Raw genomic sequence first — 4313 nt, 5'->3', positions numbered from 1 at the left:
AGTTGGGCACTCTAATGAGACTGCCGGTGACAAGCCGGAGGAAGGTGGGGATGACGTCAAGTCCTCATGGCCCTTATGACCAGGGCTTCACACGTCATACAATGGTCGGTACAGAGGGTAGCCAAGCCGCGAGGTGGAGCCAATCTCACAAAACCGATCGTAGTCCGGATTGCACTCTGCAACTCGAGTGCATGAAGTCGGAATCGCTAGTAATCGCAGGTCAGCATACTGCGGTGAATACGTTCCCGGGTCTTGTACACACCGCCCGTCACACCATGGGAGTGGGGGATACCAGAAGTAGGTAGGGTAACCGCAAGGAGCCCGCTTACCACGGTATGCTTCATGACTGGGGTGAAGTCGTAACAAGGTAGCCGTAGGGGAACCTGCGGCTGGATCACCTCCTTTCTAGAGAAAGAAGAGGTCTGATGCATTCACACTTATCGGTAAACTGTAAAAGATGCGGAAGAGAAAAGCTTGAGTGAAGACAAGATTCGCTTAAGAAGAGAATCCGGGTTTGTAGCTCAGCTGGTTAGAGCACACGCTTGATAAGCGTGGGGTCGGAGGTTCAAGTCCTCCCAGACCCACCAAGAACGGGGGCATAGCTCAGTTGGTAGAGCACCTGCTTTGCAAGCAGGGGGTCATCGGTTCGATCCCGTTTGCCTCCACCAAGTACTTTACAAATCAAAGAAAGCCTGCTATACTTAGCAGCTTATTTTGATTTGCGAAGTGAAATATCGACGCATCGATCTTTAACAAATTGGAAAGCCGAAATCAACAAACAAAGACAATGAGTTTGTTTTGATTTTTTGTTCTTTGCAAAGGATAAAAAATCTCTCGCAAGAGAAAAGAAAACAAACACAGTATTTGGGTGATGATTGTATCGACTTAATCCTGAAACACAAAAGGCAGGATTAAGACACAACAAAGCAGTAAGCTTTATCAAAGTAGGAATTTCAAGTTTGCTTCCCTAGTCAACGGGTAGGTAAACGAAGTCAAAGAGGTTCTTGAAATGATAGAGTCAAGTGAATAAGTGCATCAGGTGGATGCCTTGGCGATGATAGGCGACGAAGGACGTGTAAGCCTGCGAAAAGCGTGGGGGAGCTGGCAATAAAGCTATAATCCCGCGATATCCGAATGGGGAAACCCACCTCTTAGGAGGTATCCTTATCTGAATACATAGGATAAGAGAAGCGAACCCGGAGAACTGAACCATCTAAGTACCCGGAGGAAAAGAAATCAACCGAGATTCCGCAAGTAGTGGCGAGCGAACGCGGAGAAGCCTGTACGTGATAACTGTCGAGATAGAAGAACAAGCTGGGAAGCTTGACCATAGTGGGTGATAGTCCCGTATTCGAAATCTCAATAGTGGTACTAAGCGTACGAAAAGTAGGGCGGGACACGTGAAATCCTGTCTGAATATGGGGGGACCATCCTCCAAGGCTAAATACTCATCATCGACCGATAGTGAACCAGTACCGTGAGGGAAAGGCGAAAAGAACCCCGGGAGGGGAGTGAAATAGAACCTGAAACCTGATGCATACAAACAGTGGGAGCACCCTTGTGGTGTGACTGCGTACCTTTTGTATAATGGGTCAACGACTTACATTCAGTAGCGAGCTTAACCGAATAGGGGAGGCGTAGGGAAACCGAGTCTTAATAGGGCGAATAGTTGCTGGGTGTAGACCCGAAACCGAGTGATCTATCCATGGCCAGGTTGAAGGTGCCGTAACAGGTACTGGAGGACCGAACCCACGCATGTTGCAAAATGCGGGGATGAGCTGTGGATAGGGGTGAAAGGCTAAACAAACTCGGAGATAGCTGGTTCTCCCCGAAAACTATTTAGGTAGTGCCTCGAGCAAGACACTGATGGGGGTAAAGCACTGTTATGGCTAGGGGGTTATTGCAACTTACCAACCCATGGCAAACTAAGAATACCATCAAGTGGTTCCTCGGGAGACAGACAGCGGGTGCTAACGTCCGTTGTCAAGAGGGAAACAACCCAGACCGCCAGCTAAGGTCCCAAATGATAGATTAAGTGGTAAACGAAGTGGGAAGGCCCAGACAGCCAGGATGTTGGCTTAGAAGCAGCCATCATTTAAAGAAAGCGTAATAGCTCACTGGTCGAGTCGTCCTGCGCGGAAGATGTAACGGGGCTCAAATCTATAACCGAAGCTGCGGATGCCAGTTTACTGGCATGGTAGGGGAGCGTTCTGTAGGCCGATGAAGGTGCATTGTAAAGTGTGCTGGAGGTATCAGAAGTGCGAATGTTGACATGAGTAGCGATAAAGCGGGTGAAAAGCCCGCTCGCCGAAAGCCCAAGGTTTCCTACGCAACGTTCATCGGCGTAGGGTGAGTCGGCCCCTAAGGCGAGGCAGAAATGCGTAGTCGATGGGAAACAGGTTAATATTCCTGTACTTGATTCAAATGCGATGTGGGGACGGAGAAGGTTAGGTTAGCAAGCTGTTGGAATAGCTTGTTTAAGCCGGTAGGTGGAAGACTTAGGCAAATCCGGGTCTTCTTAACACCGAGAAGTGATGACGAGTGTCTACGGACATGAAGTAACCAATACCACGCTTCCAGGAAAAGCCACTAAGCTTCAGTTTGAATTGAACCGTACCGCAAACCGACACAGGTGGGCAGGATGAGAATTCTAAGGCGCTTGAGAGAACTCAGGAGAAGGAACTCGGCAAATTGATACCGTAACTTCGGGAGAAGGTATGCCCTCTAAGGTTAAGGACTTGCTCCGTAAGCCCTGGAGGGTCGCAGAGAATAGGTGGCTGCGACTGTTTATTAAAAACACAGCACTCTGCTAACACGAAAGTGGACGTATAGGGTGTGACGCCTGCCCGGTGCTGGAAGGTTAATTGAAGATGTGCAAGCATCGGATCGAAGCCCCAGTAAACGGCGGCCGTAACTATAACGGTCCTAAGGTAGCGAAATTCCTTGTCGGGTAAGTTCCGACCCGCACGAATGGCGTAACGATGGCCACACTGTCTCCTCCTGAGACTCAGCGAAGTTGAAGTGGTTGTGAAGATGCAATCTACCCGCTGCTAGACGGAAAGACCCCGTGAACCTTTACTGTAGCTTTGCATTGGACTTTGAAGTCACTTGTGTAGGATAGGTGGGAGGCTTTGAAGCAGAGACGCCAGTCTCTGTGGAGCCGTCCTTGAAATACCACCCTGGTGTCTTTGAGGTTCTAACCCAGACCCGTAATCCGGGTCGGGGACCGTGCATGGTAGGCAGTTTGACTGGGGCGGTCTCCTCCCAAAGAGTAACGGAGGAGTTCGAAGGTTACCTAGGTCCGGTCGGAAATCGGACTGATAGTGCAATGGCAAAAGGTAGCTTAACTGCGAGACCGACAAGTCGAGCAGGTGCGAAAGCAGGACATAGTGATCCGGTGGTTCTGTATGGAAGGGCCATCGCTCAACGGATAAAAGGTACTCCGGGGATAACAGGCTGATTCCGCCCAAGAGTTCATATCGACGGCGGAGTTTGGCACCTCGATGTCGGCTCATCACATCCTGGGGCTGTAGTCGGTCCCAAGGGTATGGCTGTTCGCCATTTAAAGTGGTACGTGAGCTGGGTTTAAAACGTCGTGAGACAGTTTGGTCCCTATCTGCAGTGGGCGTTGGAAGTTTGACGGGGGCTGCTCCTAGTACGAGAGGACCGGAGTGGACGAACCTCTGGTGTACCGGTTGTAACGCCAGTTGCATAGCCGGGTAGCTAAGTTCGGAAGAGATAAGCGCTGAAAGCATCTAAGCGCGAAACTCGCCTGAAGATGAGACTTCCCTTGTGGTTTAACCACACTAAAGAGTCGTTTGAGACCAGGACGTTGATAGGTGGGGTGTGGAAGCGCGGTAACGCGTGAAGCTAACCCATACTAATTGCTCGTGAGGCTTGACTCTATCATTTGAAGAACTTCAAAGATAAAAGCTTACTGACTGATTCAGTCATCACCAAATAATTGATTAAGGCTTTACCGATTTGTAACAGTTTAAGTTTGGCGGCCATAGCGAGTTGGTCCCACGCCTTCCCATCCCGAACAGGACCGTGAAACGACTCAGCGCCGATGATAGTGTGGTTCTTCCATGTGAAAGTAGGTCACCGCCAAACACCCATTCCGAAGCCCCCGACTGATGTCGGGGGCTTTTTATATACCTGTCGTTTCTGTCGGTTTGACGATAGGAGGTAGGGTAATGGGTGCAAGGATATTGATGAACCGATACCCATTCCGATGCCTATTGAGTGTTCGTGCATGCTTGTTGTTTAAATTAAAGGATGACAACTCTGTTGTTATTCTTGAACAAAAGTAC

General features: G+C 49.6%; 2 tRNA genes and 3 rRNA genes (1 of these 5 running past the window's edge). All 5 read left to right on the top strand.

What is annotated here, in order from left to right:
- Positions 1–405: ribosomal RNA gene (locus ACTHR7_RS10660) — 16S ribosomal RNA — on the top strand (it extends 1135 nt beyond the left edge of the window).
- 105 nt (positions 406–510) lie between these two features.
- A tRNA-Ile gene (locus tag ACTHR7_RS10655) sits at positions 511–587 on the top strand.
- Between the two features lie 5 nt (positions 588–592).
- Positions 593–668 (top strand) — tRNA-Ala (locus ACTHR7_RS10650).
- A 348-nt stretch (positions 669–1016) separates the two neighbouring features.
- Positions 1017–3905 (top strand): 23S ribosomal RNA (locus ACTHR7_RS10645).
- Positions 3906–3999: 94 nt separating this feature from the next.
- Positions 4000–4113 (top strand): 5S ribosomal RNA (rrf, locus tag ACTHR7_RS10640).
- The 16S, 23S and 5S rRNA genes sit together here with 2 tRNA genes alongside, the layout of an rRNA operon.
- Positions 4114–4313 lie beyond the last annotated feature (200 nt).

This window comes from Neisseria sp. P0007.S010, assembly GCF_051962875.1.
GTDB lineage: Bacteria > Pseudomonadota > Gammaproteobacteria > Burkholderiales > Neisseriaceae > Neisseria > Neisseria subflava_A.
The sequence above is the reverse complement of the archived record's forward strand: the minus strand, read 5'-3'. Positions and strand labels throughout refer to the sequence as shown.